We start from the raw sequence: 14,829 nt of genomic DNA, 5'->3' as shown, positions 1-14,829 counted from the left end.
GACGACGCGCAGGGCCCCGCAGAGGGTCGTCTCTACTGGAAAGTGACTGCAATGCATCAAGCCATACTCGAGCGGCCCGCGGAGAGCGAGCAGAAGGCTGTCGAGCCCCGCTCAGGGCGGCGCTCCACGTTGGGCGCGAAGGATCGCACCTTCGGTTTCATGATCGCACTTCCCGCGGTCCTCCTGTTCCTCGTGATCGCGATCTTCCCGCTCGTGTCGAGCATCGGCACCAGCCTGTACGACCAGTCGCTGCTGCGCCCCGAGCGCACGTTCGTCGGCCTGGACAACTACGCGGCGGTCTGGGACGAGTTCTTCGCCCGGCTCGGCACGACCCTCGTCTTCGCGTCGCTCTCCACGGTCTTCCCGCTCGTGCTCGGCGTCGCGCTCGCCCTCCTCCTGAACGCCCGCATGCGCGGCCGCAACATCCTGCGCGGCGCGCTGATGCTGCCGTGGCTGCTGCCCGGCGTGGTGGTCTCGTTCCTCTGGGCGTGGATCTTCAACGACAGCTACGGCGTGGTCAACCATGTGCTCTCCGTCCTCGGGCTCCCCGAGATCAGCATGCTCGGCACCCCGGCCGGCGCCATGGCTGCGGTGGTCATCGCCAAGACCTGGCACTCCTTCCCCTGGATCATGGTCGTCGCCCTCGCCGTCCTCCAGACCCTGCCGAGCGAGCAGATCGAGGCCGCCACGATCGACGGGGCGACCCGCTCGCAGCGGTTCCGGCACATCTCGCTGCCGCACATCGCCGGCCCGGTCACGCTCGTCGCCGTGCTCGAGTTCATCTACAACTTCGGCAACTTCGACACGATCTTCGTCATGACCGGCGGTGGCCCCGGCAACTCGACCACGACCCTCGCGGTCAGCCTCTACGACCTCGCGTTCGGCAGCTACGAACTCGGCAAGGCCTCCGCCATGGGCGCGCTCTGGCTCGTCCTGCTCGCGATCATCACGAGCGGTTACCTGTTCCTCAACCGACGGCTGGAGAAGTGATGCGCCGTAGTCGCGATGTGGGGGAGTCGATCATCCGCCCCCACCTGTCCATCCCGGGGCGCGTCCTGCTCCTGCTGCTGGCACTGTTCGGCCTGCTGCCGATCTACTGGCTCACGTCCACCGCGTTCACGAAGAAGGAGGACGTCTTCTCCCTCGACCGTCCGTTCTTCCCGGTCGACCCGACGTTCGAGAACTTCATCGGCTTCTTCCAGAACGACCTCCTGCTGAAGAACCTGATGAACAGCATCATCGTCTCGACCGGCACCGCCCTGCTCGCGGTCCTCGTCGGCGGGCTGATGGCCTACTCGCTGTCGAAGTTCCGCTACCGCGGGCGCAACGCCATCATGTTCATGTTCCTCATCGGACAGCTCATCCCCGGCGCCCTGCTGCTCATCTCGCTCTACCTGATGCTGAGCTCGGCCGGGCTCCTGTACACCTACACCGCGCTGATCATCTCGTTCACGACCTTCACGCTGCCGCTCGCGGTGTTCCTGCTGAAGGGCATCATCGACGCCCTCCCCGACGACATCCTCGAAGCGGCCAAGGTCGACGGGCTCTCGCGCACCGGGACCATGTTCCGGATCGTGTTCCCCCTCGTCGTCCCCGGTCTCATCACCGCGGGGATGTTCGCCTTCATGCGCGGCTGGAGCGACCTGCTCTTCGCGCTGACCCTCGCCGGACCCGACAAGCAGACGCTCCCGGCGGGACTCACCCAGGCCTTCATCCGCGAAGGCACGGCCGACTGGCCGGCGCTGATGGCGGCCTCGCTGATCACGTCGCTCCCGCTCGTCATCATCTTCATCCTCCTGCAGCGCTACTTCGTCTCCGGCCTCGCCGCCGGGGCGGTCAAGGGGTAGCCATGCGTCGCCTGAACAGCATCATCCCCATCACCTCGAAGGAGCAGTCGCCATGACCATCTCGAACTCACAGCTGAGCCGCCGAGCCTTCCTCGGAGGCGGAACCGTCCTGGCCGCGTTCGGCGCCCTCGCGCTCGCCGGCTGCGCGACGCCCGCCGCACCCGGCACCGGCGCGGGCGCCACGGCCGCCGCGGGGACCGCGGCCAAGACGATCAACTTCTACGGGAACTCGCTCGGCGAGGAAGCCCTGAAGTCCGCCTGGCAGGGCATCCTCGACGGCTTCTCCAAGAAGGAGGGCGTCACCGTCGCTCCGGTGATCTACCCGTACGACCAGGCCGCGACGCAGCTCGCGCTGACCGGACGCTCCGGCAACCTCATGGGCGTCGGGCAGTCCGGCGGGTGGCAGGTGCTGACGCCCATGAACGTGCTCGCCGACCTCAGCGACCTCGCGAAGGGGCTGGGCATCCCGCAGGGTGTGCTCGACTCGTACACGATGGACGGCAAACTGCTCGTGCTGCCCCTCACGGCTGCCGGAATCGGCATCATCACGAACGGCGAGATCGCGAAGAGCGTGGGCATCACCTCGGGCATGACCGTGGAGCAGTTCGCCACGGCGCTCGAGAAGATCAAGAAGCAGGACTCCTCGCTGATCCCGTACGCCGCGGTCACCAAGAACCCCGACCTGAAGGACGCCGTGCCGTGGATGTGGGGCTTCGGCAGCGACGTCGTGACCGATGACCTGAAGTGCACGCTGGGAGACGCGGAGAGCGTCAAGGCGGTCACCTGGTACAAGTCGCTGCAGGACGCCGGCCTCACGCAGACGAACGTGGCACGCAGCGACGCCCGCATCCTGTTCGCGAGCGGTCGCGCAGCCCTGTACGACGACGCCCCGCTCGCCTCGACCTTCGTCAAGACGAACGGCGCCGCCCAGAACATCATCGACAACATCGGGGCGATCTCGCGCCCGACGGCCGGCGGCAAGGACTCGTTCAACCGTGCCTGGGGCAGCGGCGTCTTCGCGACGGCGGGCGAGGGAGAGCTCACCAGCCGGGACTTCATCCTCTACGCGGCGACCAACGTCGAGGCGGCGACGGCGCTGTACGAGAACTCCGCGGTCGCCCCGGCCGCCAAGTCCGTCGCCGACAAGATCCCCGCCCTCGCGGCCGACAAGTTCCAGGGTGCGTTCCGCACGGAGGTCTCGGAGCACGCGCGCGGCGCCGCCTGGGACCGCGTCGCGGTGACCGCGCAGATCGACTCGGCCATCGGCGCGGGCGTCGCGACGATCCTCGCCGGTCAGGTCGATGTGCAGGCCGGCCTCAACGCGCTGAAGAAGGAGGTGCAGGGGCTCCTGGACTCCAACTCCTGAGCCTCCGCCCACCAAGAAGGCCGCGTCCCGAAAGGGGACGCGGCCTTCTTCGTGGGCGGGGAGCCGAGGCTCAGAGCCAGCGCTCGCGCAGCACCGGCTTCAGCCAGGCGGCCGGCGACGAGATCGACAGGCCGCCGTCGACCGCGATCGACGTGCCGGTGACGAAGGATGCGGCGTCGGAGGCCAGGAACGCCACGACGGACGCCACCTCCTCCGGACGACCGATGCGCCCGAGCGGGTAGCCCTCGCTCTCTCCGGTGTCGACGGCCGAGATGCTGCCCGGCTGGACGGCGTTGACGCGGATGCCGCGGGGGCCGTAGTCGAGCGCGAGCTGGCGGATGAGGCCGTCCACACCGGCCTTGGCGGCCGCGTAGGCGGGCAGCGCGGGAGCCGCGAGCGACGAGTTCACCGAGGTCACCGCGACGATCGAGGAGCCTGCTGCAAGCCGGGGGAGCGCCGCCCGCGCCACGAAGAAAGCGGAGTCGAGCGTAGCGCCCAGGGCGCCGCGCCAATCCTCGTCGCTCGTGGCCTCGGCGCGTGCGATCGGCATGCGGCCGGCCGCGAGCACCACCACATCGAGCCGGCCGAGCGCCTGTGCGGCTTCGGCGACGGCGCGGTCCGCCTCCTCCGGACGGCTGCAGTCGGCGACGAGGTACCGCGCGAAGACGGGGTCGGCGGAGTCCTCGAGTCCCACCCCGACGACGGCGTCCCCTGCGTCGACGAACGCCCGGGCGATCGCGAGTCCGATGTCGGAGCTGCCGCCGATCAGCAGCACGCCGCGGCGGGTCATGCGCGGACCGCGGTGGGGATCGGCGGGAGCGCGAGCTCGTCGAGCACGAGGGCGACGGCCGCGCGGCTGCCGGCGTCCAGGGGGGATGCGGGATAGCGCACGGTCGCGTGGTCGATCACGCCGCGCGCGACGAGGATCTCCTTGTGCACCGCCCACGCGATGCCGCCCTGCAGTCCGATCAGCACGAGAGGGAGCATACGACGGAACTCGGCGCGGGCCTCCTCGACGCGCCCCTCCTGGAAGTGCGTGAGCACCGGGCCGAGGAGATCGGGGAACTCGCACGCCGGCATGGTGCCGACCGCGCCCCTGGCGTACTCCTCGAGGCAGAACTGCGCGTTCTGCCCGCCGAGCACCGCGAAGTCCGGGACGTCGATCGCCGCGACGACCGCGCCGACCTTGGGTGCCGTCGGCGGCGCCTCGACCTTGACGGAGTCGACCCCGTCGAGACGGGCGATCTCCGCGATCAGCGACGGCGCCATCGCGACGCCGGTGACACCGGGGGCGTCCTGGATCATGACCGAGAGCGAGGTCGCGGCGGCGACGTCGCCGTAGAAGTCGACGAGGGTGCCGGCCGGCGGCTTCACCATGAACGGCGGGAGCACCATGAGCGCATCCGCACCGCCCTCCTCCGCGAGCAGGGACTGCTCGATCGAGGTCGCCGTCGATGTGCCGTTGACGCCGGCGATCACGGGGATCCGGCCGTCGACCACGCGGACGACATCGTCCAGGATCGTGCGCCGTTCCTCGGTGGTCAGGGCGAAGCCCTCGCTCGCCATGCCGAAGACGGCGACGCCGTCGACCCCGGCAGCGAGCTGGAACTCGACCAGTCGGCGCAGGCTCTCGCGGTCGAGGGCGCCCGACTCGTCGAAAGGAGTCGCCAGGATGGGCATCAAGCCGTGGAGTGTCGGAGCCATCAGCAGTTTCCCCGCTTCTTCATCGTGTACCGCATTTCTCGCAAGTGTTATGCATATTGTGAGATAGTCTGCCACATAACGGTTACGAGCTACCAGCGAAGGATGACCCGGATGCCGCACAGCCAGACCTCCCGAACCGTCGAGATCCTCTCCGACGCCCGCTACGTCCAGGCCGAGTCGCCGCGATGGGACGGTCGTGACGGCTCGCTGGCCTGGATCGACATGGCGACCGGCTCTCTGCATCGCGGACGGATCGCGCACGGGAGGATCGTTCCGGAGACCGCGGTCGTGGTCGGTGCGCAGATCGGTGCGCCGATCCCGCTGGCGGAGCCGGGGGCGGGCTGGCTCGTCGGCGTCGATCGTCGCGTGGTGCACGTGAGCGACGACGGCATCGTGTCCGCGCTCACGGGGGACATCGCGGGGACCGGCGACTACATGAACGACGGGGGCGGCGATCCGTCCGGGCGCTTCTGGGTGGGCAGCCAGTCGATGCCCCGCGACCCGCACTGCACGCTGTGGAGCATCGAGCCCGACGGGACGCCGGTCGCGCGGCTCGGCGGGGTGACGGTCTCGAACGGGCTCGCTTTCGATCGCACGGGCTCCACGCTGTACTACATCGACACGCTTCCGCACCGCAGCATCGAGGCCTTCGACGTCGCCCCGGACGGTCAGCTGTCGAACCGGCGCACGGTGTGCCGCGTCGACGGCGGCAACCCCGACGGCATGGCGATCGACCGGGACGGCATGCTCTGGGTCGCGGTCTGGGACGCCGCCGAGGTGCGCCGCTACTCGCCCGACGGGGTGCTTCTCGAGTCGATCGCCCTGCCCGCGACGCGGCCGACCGCCGTCGTCCTCGTCGACACACTCCTGGTGATCACGACGGCGAGCATCGGGATCGCGGAGCCGACGGAGGCGGACGGCGCTCTCCTCGGCGTCCGGGTCGAGGTCGGCGGCGAGCCCGCTTTCCCCTGGCGCGGCACGCCGGCGACCGTCCACGACGCGGGCACGGTCGCGGGGGAGGCCGCGCTGTGAGCACCGTCGACAACGCACAGCTCCGGGAACGGCTGCGGATCACCCGGCTCGTGGCGATCCTCCGCGGGACGGATGTCGATGCCACGGTCGCCGCGGCGCGCACGCTGCTCGACGCGGGCGTCCTGACCCTCGAGATCGCCCTCACACTGCCGGACGCGGAGGAGGCGATCGCCCAGGTCGTGCAGGATGCTCCGGTCGAGGCCCTGATCGGCGCGGGCACCGTGCTCGACGAGGCCGACGTCGAACGGGCGGTCGCCGCCGGTGCGCAGTTCCTGGTGACCCCCACGCTCACCGCCTCCGTGCCCTACGCGATCGCGCAGGGGATCGGCGTGCTCCCCGGTGTCTACACGCCCACCGAGATCCAGCGGGGGCACGACCTCGGCAGTGCGGCGGTCAAGCTGTTCCCCGCGTCGGCTCTCGGGCCGGGCTTCCTCCGTGCGGTCCGCGATCCCTTCCCCGCGGCGAGGATCATCCCCGTGGGCGGCGTCAGCGTCGACACCGTCGGCGAGTACCTCGCGGCGGGTGCTTTCGGGATCGGGGTGGGCGGACCGCTGGTCGGCGATGCGGCGACACCCGGGGGCGACCTCGACGCGCTCGCGGGCCGCGCCCGGTCGTTCGTCCGTGCCGTGCGCGCCGACGGACCCGCGCATGCATAGGTTCCTCATCACCGGCCCCTCGAACTCGCATATGAGCGATTCCTAACGTCGATCTCACCCCGCGATGGCCGCGGTGGAGGGAGAGAGATGTACGGAACCTATCTGCGGCGCGAACTCGCGGGCCGCAAGAAGCAGACCCTGATCGTCGCGATCGGGCTGGCGATCGCGATCGCACTCGTGATCGTGGTCAACGCCCTGACCGCCGGAGTGCGCGATGCGCAGGCCCAGGCGCTCGAGTCCGTCTACGGGGTCGGGACCGACCTCACCGTCACGGGCGCGGCGACCGAACCGGGGCAAGGGGAGAGGCCGCGCTTCGACTTCGACGCGGATGCCGGGGAGACCGACGGGGAGACGACCACTCTCGACCAGTCGATGCTGCGGACGGACTTCCTCCGCGGCACGCTCGACTCCTCGGTGCTCGACACCGTCGCCGCGACGGACGGCGTCGCCGCGGCGTCCGGGGCGCTGAGCCTCACCGACTCCACGTTCTCGGGAGAGCTGCCCAGCGGAGGATTCGGGCAGCAGGACGATCAGCAGGACGGCCAGCAGGGCGCGGCTCCGGAGCAGGGGCAGGCTCCGCCGGACGGCGGGCAGGGCGGCGGCTCCTTCGGAGTGGACTCCTTCTCGGTGCTCGGGATCGACCCCGCGGCGACCGCGATCGGTCCGCTCGCCTCCGCCGAGGTGACGGACGGGCGCGGATTCGACGTGGGTGACGCCGAGGCCCTCGTCGCCCTCGTCGACAGCACCTACGCCACGACGAACGAGATCGCGGTGGGAGACACCATCGACGTGGCGGGGTCCGACGTCGAGGTCGTCGGGATCCTCGGCTCGACCTCGGACTCCGCGGACACGGCGGCGAACGTCTACCTGCCGCTGCGCACCGCGCAGTCGCTGGCGGGGGTGGAAGACGTCATCTCCACGGTCTATGTGCAGGCGGATTCCGCCGCGTCGATCGATGCCGTGCAGTCCGCGCTCTCCGATGCTCTGCCGGATGCGACCGTCACCTCGCAGGCGGAGCTCGCGTCGACGGTCTCGGGGTCGCTGTCCAGCGCCACCGCGCTGATCACGAACCTCGGGACCTGGCTCTCGATCATCGTGCTCGCGGTGGCCGTGCTGCTCTCGGTGCTGCTGACGATGTCCGGGGTGGGCCGGCGCACCAGGGAGTTCGGAACGCTCAAGGCGATCGGCTGGTCGAACGGCCGCGTCGTGCGCCAGGTCGCCGGAGAGTCCCTGGTGCAGGGGCTCATCGGCGGAGCGGCCGGTCTCGTCCTCGGCGTCCTCGGCATCGTGCTCGTCAACGTCCTGAAGCCCACCGTCGCGGCGACCGGTGCGAACCAGGGAGCGGGGCCCGGCGGCATGGGCGGTGGCCCCACCGGTGCGGGCGGCGGGATGTTCTCGACGACGCCGGCGGCGGACATCGTGCTCCAGGCGCCGTTCACCCCGTGGGTGCTGGTGGCCGCCGTCGGCCTCGCCGTGCTGGGCGGGCTCGTCGCCGGCGCGTTCGGTGGCTGGCGTGCCGCACGACTCAGCCCCTCGGAAGCGCTGCGGTCGGTCGCATGAGCACCGCCCGGAGCACCCCTCGCACGCCCCTCGGATCCGATCAGAAGGAGAACGACATGACCATCGCCGACCTCGCCCCCGCGGCACAGCGGGACGACGCCGACCAGCCCCTGTACCGCGCGGCAGGCGTCACCCGCACCTACACGCAGAAGGGACGCATCGTGAAGGCCCTGACCGGCGTGGATCTGGCGATCATGCCCGGGGAGTTCGTCACGATCCAGGGACCCACCGGGGGCGGGAAGTCCACGCTGCTGCAGCTGCTCGGCGCTCTCGACACCCCGTCGACGGGCTCGCTGCTGCTCGACGGCCGCGAGCTCGCGTCGGCGTCGGCGAAGGAGCTCGGGCGGATCCGGGCGGAGGAGATCGGGTTCGTGTTCCAGGGGTTCAACCTGATCCCGACGCTCACGGCCACGGAGAACGTCGACATGGCGCTGGAGCCGCTCCGGCTCGACCGAGCGGAACGGCGCACGCGGGTCGCCGAGGCGCTTGTCCACGTCGGTCTCGACGACCGGGGCGACCACCTGCCCTCCGAGCTCTCCGGTGGTCAGCAGCAGCGCGTGGCGATCGCGCGGGCGATCGTGAAGCGGCCGCGGGTGCTGCTGGCCGACGAGCCGACCGGCAACCTCGACGAGAGCATGCGCGACGAGATCCTGACGCTCCTCGAATCGCTGTGCGCGGAGGGGATCACGATCATCGTGGTGACCCACGATTCCGCAGTGGCGCGACGCGCGACGCGGCGCCTGCGCCTCACGAAGGGGGTGGTGCAGGACATCACGGCCTAGCGTCGACGGATGGGGGCCCGGATGTCGGCCGTGCTGGCTACAGTGTCGGCATGGCCGACAGCGATGTTGCTCCCGTTCCCTCCGTCCATCGTCCCCGCACCGCCCACGAGGTCGCCGAGGTCGTACGGCTGGCGTCCCGCGAGGCCGTGCCCTTGACGGTCGTCGCGGGTGGGCACGGCCCCTGGTCGCACGCGCCGGCCGAGGGCGTCCGTCTCGAGCTCGGCGAGCTGTCCGGCATCGAGGTCGACGGCACCACCGTCCGCATCGGCGGCGGCGCGGTCTGGGGCGACGTCGCCACAACACTCGCCGCGCACGGACTCGCCCTCAGCTCCGGCGACACCGCATCGGTGGGCGTCGGCGGTCTCACCCTCGGCGGGGGCATCGGCTGGATGGTGCGGGCGTGGGGTCTCGCGGTCGATCAGCTGATCGGGGCGCAGGTGGTCACCGCCGAAGCCGAGGTCGTCGAGGTCTCGGCGTCCGCGCATCCCGAGCTGTTCTGGGCGCTGCGCGGCGGCGGAGGGAACTTCGGCGTCGTCACCCGCTTCGACTTCGCCGCGCACCCGCTGTCCGGCATCGCCTTCGCCGAGAGCACCGTCGACGGCGATGCGATCGCCGTGCTGCGCGCCACCCGGGACCTACTCCGCGATGCGCCGCGAGAGCTCACCGTCACCTACATGGACGTGCCGCCGATGGACCCGAGTGCGCCGGCGGGGGCGCGCCTGAGCGCGGTGTGGGCCGGGCCCGAGCCCGACCGCCTGCGTGCGGTGCTGGAGCCGATCTCCGCAGTGGACGGTGTGCGGACCGAGGTGACGACACCGGCGTACCGGGAGGTGCTGCTGGAGATGCCGGAGCCGGAGGGGGAGGAGGCCGCCGCCCCTCCCGGCTTCCTCGGTGGCAACGGACTGTTCGCCGAGCTCGACGACGCCCTCATCGCGCGGCTGGTGGCCTTCCGCCGCTCGTACCCGGCATCGGTCGTGTTCCTGCGGTCCCTGGGCGGGGCCGTCGGCGACGTGGCGCAGGAGGACACCGCGTTCCCCGCGCGCTCGGCGACGTGGTTCGTGCTCGCGGGCGCCTTCGACATCCCCGGCATGCTCGACGACGACACCCGTGCGGCGATCCGATCCGACTGGCGGGCGATCGAGGTCGGCCGCCTCGCGGAGTACGGCAACTTCGCCGACACCGAGCGACCCGAGGCGGTGCCCGGCATGTTCACCGACGCGGGACTCACCCGACTGCGGGCGACCAAGGCCGTGTGGGATCCGCAGAACCTGTTCCGTCGCAATCACAACATCGCGGTGTGACGCACGAAGGGCCGGACACCTCGCGGTGCCCGGCCCTTCGACGGTGAGACGTCAGTGCGTGTCTTCCGCCTCGATCTCGGTGCGGTCGCCCGACCACAGCGTGTGGAAGGTGCCTTCCTTATCGATGCGCTTGTAGGTGTGCGCGCCGAAGAAGTCGCGCTGACCCTGCACGAGCGCGGCCGGCAGGCGGTCGGCGCGGATGCCGTCGTAGTACGACAGCGACGAGGAGAACGCCGGGGCGGGGATACCGGCTTCGGCGGCTGCGATGACCACTCGGCGCCAGGCTGCCTGGGCGCGCGTGATCGCCTCGGTGAAGTACGGGGCGGTGAGCAGGACCGGCAGGTTCGGCGTCTCGGCGTAGGCGTCGGCGATGCGGTTCAGGAACTGCGCGCGGATGATGCAGCCGCCGCGCCAGATCTTGCTGATCGCGCCGAGGTCGATGTTCCAGCCGTACTCTGCGGCGCCGGCGCGGATCTCGTCGAAGCCCTGCGAGTAGGCGACGATCTTCGAGGCGTAGAGCGCCAGGCGGACGTCCTCGATGAACGCGTCGGTGTCCTCGACCGAGAACTCCTCCTCCGGGCCCGGCAGGTCGCGGGAGACCGCGCGCTGCTCGGGATGCGAGGAGAGGGAGCGGGCGAAGGTCGCCTCGGCGATGCCCGAGACGGGGACGCCGAGCGACAGCGCGGTCTGCACGGTCCAGGCGCCGGTGCCCTTGGCGCCGGCCTGGTCCAGGATCACATCGACGAGCGGCTTGCCGGTCTCCGCGTCGACCTGGCGGAGCACCTCGGCGGTGATCTCGATCAGGTACGACTCCAGCTCGCCGCGGTTCCACTCTGCGAAGATCTCGGCGATCTCGGCGGGGGACTTGCCCGTGCCGCGGCGGATGAGGTCGTAGGCCTCGGCGATGAGCTGCATGTCGGCGTACTCGATGCCGTTGTGCACCATCTTGACGAAGTGTCCGGCGCCGTCGTGGCCGACGTGCGTGACACACGGCTCGCCCTCGGCGACGGCCGCGATCGACTTGAGGATCGGGCCGAGCGTGACCCAGGATTCGTCCGAGCCGCCGGGCATGATCGACGGGCCGAGCAGCGCGCCCTCCTCGCCGCCGGAGATGCCGGCGCCGACGAAGTTGATGCCCGTCTCGCGGACGGCCTTCTCGCGGCGGATCGTGTCGGGGAAGTAGGCGTTGCCGCCGTCGACGATGATGTCGCCAGGCTCGAAGACCTCGACCAGCGCGTCGATCACGGCATCGGTCGGGCCGCCGGCCTTGACCATGATGATCGCGGTGCGCGGCTTCTGCAGCGAGTCGGCGAACTCCTGGTACGTGTGGGCCGGAACGAAGCCGGCCTCGGGGTGCTCGTCGAGGAGCGTCTGGGTCTTCTCGTAGCTGCGGTTGAAGATCGCCACCGTGTTGCCCTCGCGGCTGGCGAGGTTGCGGGCGAGGTTCGACCCCATGACGGCGAGTCCGACGACTCCGATGTTCGCTGATGCTTCGGGCACAGAAGGCTCCTCGATCGTGAAGAAGGGTTGGTTTCAGCGTATCGCTGTAGGAGGGGTCAGTGCTCACCTGTGTCACGGGAGGCGATGAAGCGCCGCGACACCGCGATGTCGCGGTCTCCGAGGCCCGCGGCGACCAGCTCGTCGAACGCCGCGCGCAGGGTGGGCAGCAGCACCGGTGCGGTACCGGTGGCCTCGGCGATGTCGGCGGCGAAGCCGAGATCCTTCACCATGTACTTCGCGACGCCGCTGGGGGAGTCGTCGCCGGTGACGAGCTTCTCGCGACGGCTCTCGAGCAGGCGGGAGCCGGCGTATCCGCCGGAGAGCAGCGACCAGAGTGCGTCGAGGTCGAGACCGGAGCGGTCGGCGAGCACCGTGGCCTCTCCGAGCGCGAGGATCGTGGCGGAGACGACGAGCTGGTTGCAGGCCTTGGCGACCTCGCCGGCGCCGAGCGGCCCGAGCAGGACGGGAGTGCCGCACGGGGCGAGCACCTCGGCAGCGAGGGCCGCATCCTCCGGGGTGCCGCCGAGCATGATCGAGAGGGTCCCGGCGATCGCGCCGTCTTCCCCGCCCGAGACGGGGCAGTCGACGACCCGCACCCGTCCGTCGGTCTGTGCGCCGATGCGCTCCGCGAGCTCCCGCACGGCCGGTGCCGACGAGGTCGAGCCGATCAGGATGAGCAGCTCGCCGGCATCCGCGAGAAGTCCGTCCGGGCCGTCGAGCATCGCCTCGAACGGGGGCAGGTCGGGAAGCATCATCAGGAGCACGTCTACTCTGGAGGCGAGCTCGCGTGGCGTCTCCGCCCAGGAGGCTCCGGCCGCCAGCAGCTCCGGTTGCGGGCGGCGGGCATGGATGACGAGTCGTCCGTGGGCGGCGAGCAGGTGGTCGGCCATCGGGCGGCCCATGGCGCCGAGACCGACGGCCCCGACGGTGACGGAGGAGATGTCCATCCGCACACGGTAGCAATAATCCAATGGATAGAACAGTGTCCAACTGGATGGATCTGAGCTAAAGTGAGGGATCCACGACTTCCCGAGGAAGGGATCAGCATGACGGGGACCGAGAAGAAGCTGCGCGCCGTCGTGACGGTGCCGCTGCGCGAAGACCTGTGCCGGCTCATCGAAGAGCTCGAGCCTCGCGTCGAGGTGGTCCGCGATCACTCTCTCCTCCCGCCGATGCGCGGCCCGGCCGATTGGTCCGGCGATCCCGCCTTCACTCGTACCGCGAGCGAGCAGCAGGCCTTCGACGAGCTGGTCGACTCCGCCGATGCCCTCTTCGGGATCCCCGACGTGGATGCTGCGGCGCTGGCCCGCACGGTGGCGGCGAACCCGCGGCTACGCTGGGTCATGACGACGGCGGCAGGCGGCGGGGCCGCGATCAAGGCGGCGGAGCTGCAGCCCGCCGACCTCGATCGGATCGTCTTCACCACCAGTGCGGGCGTGCACGGGGGGCCGCTGGCCGAGTTCGCCGTCTTCGGCGTGATGGCAGGAGCGAAGAACCTCCCGCGGCTCCTCGCCGATCAGAGCACCCGCACGTGGCCGGACCGTTGGGAGATGCGTCAGCTCGACGAGATGACCGTGCTGGTCGTCGGTCTCGGCGGCATCGGCTCGGAGTGCGCACGGCGCTTCCACGCGCTCGGTGCGCGAGTCTGGGGCACCACACGGTCGGGGGAGCCGGTCGCCGGCGTCGATCGCCTCGTGCACCTCGATGAGCTGCGCGAGGCGGTGGCCCACGTCGATGCGATCGTCGTGACGCTGCCGGGTACGGAGCAGACCCACCACCTGATCGGCGCGGACATCCTCGACGCGATCAAGCCGGGGGCGATCATCGCGAACGTCGGTCGCGGCACGGTCATCGACGAGGCCGCCCTGCTCGGGGCGCTCGACGACGGTCGAATCGCCTTCGCGGCCCTCGATGTGTTCGAGCAGGAGCCGCTCGACGATGCGTCGCCGCTGTGGACGCATCCGAACGTGCTGGTGAGCCCGCACACGGCCGCGCTCAGCTCGAAGGAAGAGGAGCGGATCGCCCGACGCTTCGCCGAGAACGCGGCGCGCCTGCTCGATGGAGAGCCGCTGACCGCCGTGGTCGATACGGTCGAGTTCTACTGATCCACAGGCAGGTGCTCGCGCGCCTGCGGCCCCACTGACGGCGGAAGGCGCAGCCATGGACGACGACACCCGCGAGGGGCGCGATCCCGCGCCTGCCGTCACCCGAAGCATCCGCCTGCTGGGCCTCCTCGCCGACGCCGGCGGCCCTCGGACCCTGACCGAACTCGCCGGCGAGCTCGGGCTGGCGAAGTCGTCGACAGCGAATCTGTGTCTCGCACTCGAGGCCGGCGGTATGGTCGACCGCACGCCGCAGGGGTATCGGCTGGGAGTGCGCACCGCCGAGCTCGGGGGTGCGTTCGCCGCGCAGTTCAACCAGGTGCGCGAGTTCTACAGCGTGTGCGAGGCCTCGCCGCAGCTGGCTTCCGAGCTCGTGCAGGTCGCTATGCTCGACGGCACGGACGCGCTGTACCTCGCCCGGCACGAAGGGTCGCGGTCGCTGCGGCTGGGGACCCCGCTGGGCTCACGCCTCCCTGCTCCGCTCTCGGCCACCGGGCGCGCGCTGCTCGCGGCGATGAGCGATGCCGAAGTGGTCGCGCTCCTGGGGGAGGATGCCGTCTTCCCCGCGCTCACGGAGCGGAGCGCGACCACCATGAGCGGTCTGCTGGAGGTGCTGGCCACGGCTCGTCGGCGTGGCTGGGCGCTGGATGCGGAGGAGTCGTTCCGCGGCATCGTCGGCGTCGCCGTGCCGCTCGAGGGCTGGGCGCCCACCGATCCGCCGCTGGCACTCGGCGTCGCCATCCGTGCCGCCGAGGCGGACTACGAACGCATCGAGCGCGTGGGCGAGGCTCTGCGCGCGGCCGCCGCGGCGTTGACGAACCCCTTCAGCGCGGCCGTGCGTCGCTGACTCCTTCCGACCCGCCGTGCCCCTCGGGAGGCGGCTGGTCTTCGTGCGCTCCCACCCGGTCCAAAGGGTTGAACGCAATCCAACGGGCTGGTACAGTCGTGGTCACGCCGCAGGCGAAGCCGATCGAAGGAG

14 protein-coding genes are annotated in these 14,829 nt (G+C 70.7%); 10 read left to right on the top strand and 4 right to left on the bottom strand.

The genetic code is table 11. From position 1 onward, the window contains the following. Positions 1 to 159 precede the first annotated feature (159 nt). The 3 genes from MME74_RS12195 to MME74_RS12185 are packed head-to-tail and all read left to right on the top strand — an operon-like array spanning position 160 to position 3,213. Positions 160 to 990 (top strand): carbohydrate ABC transporter permease, encoded by an 831-nt coding sequence (locus tag MME74_RS12195; RefSeq protein WP_267415294.1) that lies wholly within the window; start codon positions 160 to 162, stop codon positions 988 to 990. Further along, positions 990 to 1,847: a carbohydrate ABC transporter permease gene (locus MME74_RS12190; RefSeq protein ID WP_267415293.1), complete on the top strand. Its 858-nt coding sequence runs from the start codon at positions 990 to 992 to the stop codon at positions 1,845 to 1,847. The genes MME74_RS12195 and MME74_RS12190 overlap by 1 nt, the downstream gene beginning before the upstream one ends. Before the next feature lie 52 nt (positions 1,848 to 1,899). Continuing rightward, positions 1,900 to 3,213, top strand: a complete 1,314-nt coding sequence (locus tag MME74_RS12185; RefSeq protein ID WP_267415292.1) for a hypothetical protein — start codon at positions 1,900 to 1,902, stop codon at positions 3,211 to 3,213. 70 nt (positions 3,214 to 3,283) lie between these two features. Here MME74_RS12185 and MME74_RS12180 read toward each other — a convergent pair whose 3' ends face one another. Both MME74_RS12180 and MME74_RS12175 read right to left on the bottom strand, forming a co-directional pair. Next, positions 3,284 to 4,003: an SDR family NAD(P)-dependent oxidoreductase gene (locus MME74_RS12180; RefSeq protein WP_267415291.1), complete on the bottom strand. Its 720-nt coding sequence runs from the start codon at positions 4,001 to 4,003 to the stop codon at positions 3,284 to 3,286. Beyond that, positions 4,000 to 4,893 carry a dihydrodipicolinate synthase family protein gene (locus MME74_RS12175; RefSeq protein ID WP_267415290.1) on the bottom strand — a complete coding sequence of 298 codons (894 nt, stop codon included), beginning with the start codon at positions 4,891 to 4,893 and terminating at the stop codon, positions 4,000 to 4,002. Before MME74_RS12175 ends, MME74_RS12180 begins: the two co-directional genes overlap by 4 nt. Positions 4,894 to 5,028: 135 nt before the next feature. On the opposite strand from MME74_RS12175, the gene MME74_RS12170 reads away from it, so the two are divergent. The 5 genes from MME74_RS12170 (at position 5,029) to MME74_RS12150 (ending at position 10,248) form a co-directional block, all read left to right on the top strand. Beyond that, positions 5,029 to 5,949, top strand: coding sequence for an SMP-30/gluconolactonase/LRE family protein (locus tag MME74_RS12170; protein ID WP_267415289.1), 921 nt, complete (start codon positions 5,029 to 5,031; stop codon positions 5,947 to 5,949). Then, positions 5,946 to 6,605 carry a bifunctional 4-hydroxy-2-oxoglutarate aldolase/2-dehydro-3-deoxy-phosphogluconate aldolase gene (locus MME74_RS12165; RefSeq protein WP_267415288.1) on the top strand — a complete coding sequence of 220 codons (660 nt, stop codon included), beginning with the start codon at positions 5,946 to 5,948 and terminating at the stop codon, positions 6,603 to 6,605. The genes MME74_RS12170 and MME74_RS12165 overlap by 4 nt, the downstream gene beginning before the upstream one ends. An 87-nt stretch (positions 6,606 to 6,692) precedes the next feature. Next, positions 6,693 to 8,165 (top strand): ABC transporter permease, encoded by a 1,473-nt coding sequence (locus MME74_RS12160; protein ID WP_267415287.1) that lies wholly within the window; start codon positions 6,693 to 6,695, stop codon positions 8,163 to 8,165. 56 nt (positions 8,166 to 8,221) lie between these two features. Next, positions 8,222 to 8,947 (top strand): ABC transporter ATP-binding protein, encoded by a 726-nt coding sequence (locus MME74_RS12155; protein WP_267415286.1) that lies wholly within the window; start codon positions 8,222 to 8,224, stop codon positions 8,945 to 8,947. Positions 8,948 to 8,997: 50 nt separating this feature from the next. Next, positions 8,998 to 10,248, top strand: a complete 1,251-nt coding sequence (locus tag MME74_RS12150; protein WP_267415285.1) for an FAD-binding oxidoreductase — start codon at positions 8,998 to 9,000, stop codon at positions 10,246 to 10,248. Between the two features lie 51 nt (positions 10,249 to 10,299). Here the strand turns inward: MME74_RS12150 and gndA are convergent, their stop codons facing one another. Both gndA and MME74_RS12140 read right to left on the bottom strand, forming a co-directional pair. Continuing rightward, the gene (gene gndA / locus MME74_RS12145) at positions 10,300 to 11,748 is read right to left on the bottom strand and encodes an NADP-dependent phosphogluconate dehydrogenase (protein WP_267415284.1); all 1,449 of its coding nucleotides are present in this window, start codon (positions 11,746 to 11,748) and stop codon (positions 10,300 to 10,302) included. 56 nt (positions 11,749 to 11,804) lie between these two features. After that, positions 11,805 to 12,695, bottom strand: a complete 891-nt coding sequence (locus tag MME74_RS12140; protein WP_267415283.1) for an NAD(P)-dependent oxidoreductase — start codon at positions 12,693 to 12,695, stop codon at positions 11,805 to 11,807. Between the two features lie 99 nt (positions 12,696 to 12,794). On the opposite strand from MME74_RS12140, the gene MME74_RS12135 reads away from it, so the two are divergent. Both MME74_RS12135 and MME74_RS12130 read left to right on the top strand, forming a co-directional pair. Beyond that, positions 12,795 to 13,853 (top strand): D-2-hydroxyacid dehydrogenase, encoded by a 1,059-nt coding sequence (locus tag MME74_RS12135; RefSeq protein WP_267415282.1) that lies wholly within the window; start codon positions 12,795 to 12,797, stop codon positions 13,851 to 13,853. Positions 13,854 to 13,908: 55 nt separating this feature from the next. Next, positions 13,909 to 14,697: an IclR family transcriptional regulator gene (locus MME74_RS12130; RefSeq protein WP_267415281.1), complete on the top strand. Its 789-nt coding sequence runs from the start codon at positions 13,909 to 13,911 to the stop codon at positions 14,695 to 14,697. Positions 14,698 to 14,829: the final 132 nt, after the last annotated feature.

The sequence above is a fragment of the Microbacterium oxydans genome, from assembly GCF_026559675.1.
GTDB classification, from domain to species: Bacteria; Actinomycetota; Actinomycetes; order Actinomycetales; family Microbacteriaceae; genus Microbacterium; species Microbacterium oxydans_D.
The sequence above is the reverse complement of the archived record's forward strand: the minus strand, read 5'-3'. Positions and strand labels throughout refer to the sequence as shown.

Bases quoted from the DNA above. Each gene is read 5' to 3' on its own strand.
- MME74_RS12195 (WP_267415294.1), top strand. From the start codon at position 160: ATGATCGCACTTCCCGCGGTCCTCCTGTTCCTCGTGATCGCGATCTTC.
- MME74_RS12190 (WP_267415293.1), top strand. From the start codon at position 990: ATGCGCCGTAGTCGCGATGTGGGGGAGTCGATCATCCGCCCCCACCTG.
- MME74_RS12185 (WP_267415292.1), top strand. From the start codon at position 1,900: ATGACCATCTCGAACTCACAGCTGAGCCGCCGAGCCTTCCTCGGAGGC.
- MME74_RS12180 (WP_267415291.1), bottom strand. From the start codon at position 4,003: ATGACCCGCCGCGGCGTGCTGCTGATCGGCGGCAGCTCCGACATCGGA.
- MME74_RS12175 (WP_267415290.1), bottom strand. From the start codon at position 4,893: ATGCCCATCCTGGCGACTCCTTTCGACGAGTCGGGCGCCCTCGACCGC.
- MME74_RS12170 (WP_267415289.1), top strand. From the start codon at position 5,029: ATGCCGCACAGCCAGACCTCCCGAACCGTCGAGATCCTCTCCGACGCC.
- MME74_RS12160 (WP_267415287.1), top strand. From the start codon at position 6,693: ATGTACGGAACCTATCTGCGGCGCGAACTCGCGGGCCGCAAGAAGCAG.
- MME74_RS12155 (WP_267415286.1), top strand. From the start codon at position 8,222: ATGACCATCGCCGACCTCGCCCCCGCGGCACAGCGGGACGACGCCGAC.
- MME74_RS12150 (WP_267415285.1), top strand. From the start codon at position 8,998: ATGGCCGACAGCGATGTTGCTCCCGTTCCCTCCGTCCATCGTCCCCGC.
- MME74_RS12140 (WP_267415283.1), bottom strand. From the start codon at position 12,695: ATGGACATCTCCTCCGTCACCGTCGGGGCCGTCGGTCTCGGCGCCATG.
- MME74_RS12135 (WP_267415282.1), top strand. From the start codon at position 12,795: ATGACGGGGACCGAGAAGAAGCTGCGCGCCGTCGTGACGGTGCCGCTG.
- MME74_RS12130 (WP_267415281.1), top strand. From the start codon at position 13,909: ATGGACGACGACACCCGCGAGGGGCGCGATCCCGCGCCTGCCGTCACC.